The 3,363-nt window shown below is 59.7% G+C and carries 3 protein-coding genes and 1 pseudogene; 2 read left to right on the forward strand and 2 right to left on the reverse strand.

What is annotated here, in order from left to right; translation table 11 throughout:
- Positions 1 to 114: 114 nt before the first annotated feature.
- Together B3187_RS07715 and galE are read right to left on the reverse strand one after the other, a co-directional pair.
- A complete protein-coding gene (locus B3187_RS07715; RefSeq protein ID WP_286805551.1) occupies positions 115 to 1,065 on the reverse strand; it encodes a calcium/sodium antiporter in 951 nt (316 codons plus the stop codon).
- Between the two features lie 139 nt (positions 1,066 to 1,204).
- Positions 1,205 to 2,263 (reverse strand): UDP-glucose 4-epimerase GalE, encoded by a 1,059-nt coding sequence (gene galE / locus B3187_RS07720; RefSeq protein ID WP_286805553.1) that lies wholly within the window; start codon positions 2,261 to 2,263, stop codon positions 1,205 to 1,207.
- 75 nt (positions 2,264 to 2,338) lie between these two features.
- Between galE and B3187_RS07725 the strand changes: the two genes are divergently transcribed.
- Together B3187_RS07725 and B3187_RS07730 are read left to right on the forward strand one after the other, a co-directional pair.
- The gene (locus B3187_RS07725) at positions 2,339 to 2,551 is read left to right on the forward strand and encodes a hypothetical protein (protein ID WP_286805555.1); all 213 of its coding nucleotides are present in this window, start codon (positions 2,339 to 2,341) and stop codon (positions 2,549 to 2,551) included.
- An 85-nt stretch (positions 2,552 to 2,636) separates the two neighbouring features.
- Positions 2,637 to 3,363, forward strand: a pseudogene (locus tag B3187_RS07730) (PrkA family serine protein kinase); the annotation flags it as partial.

Raw genomic sequence — 3,363 nt, forward strand, 5'->3', positions numbered from 1 at the left:
GCATCCGCCGTAACCACACGTTGCGGCATTCGCCGTTACCCAAATTCGACACTGGATGCCGAATCCCCCAAACGTCGGATTACGCGCTGCGCGCTAATCCGACCTACGGGCAAATCACACGGCCATAAACCCAACGTACACGACGTAACCGGCCAACAACACCCCGGCCTCAACGCGATTCAACCGTTTACCGGTCAACAAAAACGCCATCAACGCCAAAACTGCCGCCAACATCACCCACTGGTCGATCGCCAACAACCGCCCCGCCAGAGGCAATGGCTGGATGACGGCCGACACCCCGAGAATCCCCAGCAGGTTGAAGATATTACTGCCCAGAATATTCCCCACCGCCACATCCGCCTGGCGGCGCAATACCGCGATCAGGGACACCGCCAGCTCGGGCAGGGACGTACCCACCGCCACTAACGTCAGGCCGATCAGCGCTTCCGGGATACCCAGCCACTCACCGATACCCACGGCACCGCGCAGAAACAGGCGGGCGCCGACAATCAGCAGCACCAGGCCACCCAGAGTCATGGCGACGGACAACCAGAGCGCCTGGGGGCGATGGGTGACTGAGGCGGCCTCGGCTTTGTGCAGCTCCGCTTCAGGCCCAAGGGGGTCCACCCGCTCGGTGCGATAAGACCAGATAAGGTACACGGCCAACGCCACCAGAAACATCACCCCATCGGTAAATCCCAGAGCGCCGTCGCGCATGATCAGCAGCGCGAACACCGTCGCCGCCACCATCGCCAGACCGTCCCGTTTGAGGGCATTGGTGTGCACGGTCAGGGGCAGTACCAACCCACAGAGGCCCAGAATCAGCAGGATATTGGCGATATTGCTGCCGATCACGTTGCCCAGGGCAATATCCGGGGTGTTTTCCAAAGCGGCCTGCAGGGATACCACCAGTTCCGGTGAGGAGGTGCCGAAGCCGACAATCACCAACCCCGCCAGCAGCGGTGATACGCCCCAGCGGGTCGCCAGGGCCACGGCGCCGCGCACCAGGGTGTCGCCACCGCCGGTTAGCAGGGCCAATCCCAACAGTAGCCAGACGAAATCCATTAACACCCCCGTTGTTTTAACGATTCGTTATGGTGGATGCGGCAACGATTGGATACGGATAGCACGGAGTCCGCGTAGGGCGGATAAGCGCGCAGCGCGCATCCGCCGTAACCCAACCCCGACGCACCCCCCCAAAACCTCAATACCCCTCCGGATTCTGCGACTGCCACCGCCACGCATCCACCATCATCCGCTCCAACCCGAACTCCGCCTGCCAACCCAACTCCCGCTTGGCCAAATCCGCATTGGCGTAACAACTGGCGATATCCCCGGGCCGGCGCGGCGCGATGCGGTACGGCACCTTCCGGCCGCTGGCCTTCTCAAACGCCTCGACCATCTGCAATACCGAATAGCCCACCCCTGTGCCCAGGTTATAGGCCCGGCAGCCGGGGCCGGTTTTTTCCAGCGCTTCCAGCGCCGCCACATGGCCCTTGGCCAGGTCCACCACATGGATATAATCCCGTACCCCGGTGCCATCCACGGTGTCGTAATCATCGCCAAACACACTCAGTTCCTTGAGCTTGCCAATGGCCACCTGGGCCACATAGGGCAGCAGGTTATTGGGGATTCCGGCGGGATCTTCGCCGATCTGGCCGCTTTCGTGGGCGCCTACGGGGTTAAAATAGCGCAACAGGGTGATATTCCAGGGCGCCTTGCGGTGTTCCTCCGGCGCCGCTGCCACATCTCGCAGGATTTCCTCGATGATCAGCTTGCTGCGCCCGTAGGGGTTGGTGGCGCTGGTGGCGAAGCTCTCGTCAATGGGCACCGACACCGGGTCGCCGTACACCGTGGCGGAGGAGCTGAAAATCAGGTTGCCCTGACCGTAGGCTTCCATCACCTCGCACAGGGTCAGGGTGCCACCGACGTTCTCGCGGTAATAGGTCAGGGGAATCTGGCTGGACTCGCCCACCGCCTTGAACCCGGCAAAGTGCATCACCGCACCAAAAGCGTGCTTCTCGAACACCGCCTCCAGGGCGGGCCGATCGTTCAGGTCCAGCTCGTAAAATACCGGCGCCTCGCCGCAGATGCTCGCCACCCGGTCGATCACTTCGCGCTTGCTGTTGCTCAGGTTGTCCACCACCACCGGGCGGTAGCCGGCCTTCACCAATTCCACACACACGTGGCTGCCGATGTACCCCGCCCCGCCGGTCACCAGAATGTCCGGGCGGGCGCTGCGGTCTGTTGAGGGTGAGTGCATACTTAAGTCCTTCTTGTTCGGTCATTTTCAAGGGGCCGGGAGCGCGGCGTCACACCCCGGAAAGCTGGCTGCATTATGGCACATTCCGGTGTTCCAAAGGCGCTTTCAACACGTATATACCGGAACCTGACGCGGTTTGTCCGAGTCAAAGCAGAGCCAGAAAAACGACCTTTTCCTGACATCAACATGCAACAGATTCATACCGGCAGGCTTGGCACTGTTTTTCCATGGTTTTTCATGGAAAAGGCCGAATGCGTCAAAAAATTTCCTTGTAAAGACGCTGCCTGAATGACGGTTTTGGGACTATGCTTATCAATGACAGTGGTTAGCTGGCTGCTAAAGACTGTAATGCATTTAACGCAGGGGTGGATCGATGACGATTTTCAACCATTACCGCGAACGTTACATTTCAACCCAACAGGAAGAGTTGAGCATTCAGGAGTACCTGGACCTGTGTAAACAGGACCGCAGCGTTTACGCCACCGCCGCCGAACGGATGCTGATGGCCATTGGCGAACCCGAGCTGGTGGACACCTCCCTGGACCCACGGCTGAGCCGCATTTTTTCCAACAAAGTCATCAAGCGCTACGAAGCCTTCCATGAGTTCTACGGCATGGAAGAGTGCATCGAGCAGATCGTCTCCTTCTTCAAGCACGCCGCCCAGGGCCTGGAAGAGAAAAAACAGATTCTGTACCTGCTCGGCCCGGTCGGGGGCGGCAAGTCCTCCCTGGCCGAAAAGCTCAAAGCCCTGATGCAACAGATGCCCATCTACTGCCTCAAAGGCTCCCCGGTGTTCGAATCGCCGCTGGGGTTATTTAACCCCGACGAAGACGGCCAGATTCTGGAAGAAGACTACGGCATTCCCCAGCGCTACCTGAAAACCATCATGTCCCCCTGGGCGGTCAAGCGCCTGCACGAGTACGAGGGCGACATCAGCCAGTTCAAGGTGGTGAAAGTCTTCCCGTCGATTCTCGACCAGATTGCCGTTTCCAAAACCGAACCCGGCGATGAGAACAACCAGGACATTTCCTCCCTGGTGGGCAAGGTGGATATCCGCAAGCTGGAGGACTACCCCCAGAACGACCCGGACGCCTACAGCT

The organism is Marinimicrobium sp. UBA4209 (assembly GCF_002381585.1).
Lineage (GTDB): Bacteria > Pseudomonadota > Gammaproteobacteria > Pseudomonadales > Cellvibrionaceae > Marinimicrobium > Marinimicrobium koreense.

Excerpts from the sequence above, each read along its gene's own strand:
- B3187_RS07715 (WP_286805551.1), bottom strand. The coding sequence starts at position 1,065 with ATGGATTTCGTCTGGCTACTGTTGGGATTGGCCCTGCTAACCGGCGGT.
- galE (WP_286805553.1), bottom strand. The coding sequence starts at position 2,263 with ATGCACTCACCCTCAACAGACCGCAGCGCCCGCCCGGACATTCTGGTG.
- B3187_RS07725 (WP_286805555.1), top strand. The coding sequence starts at position 2,339 with ATGGCACATTCCGGTGTTCCAAAGGCGCTTTCAACACGTATATACCGG.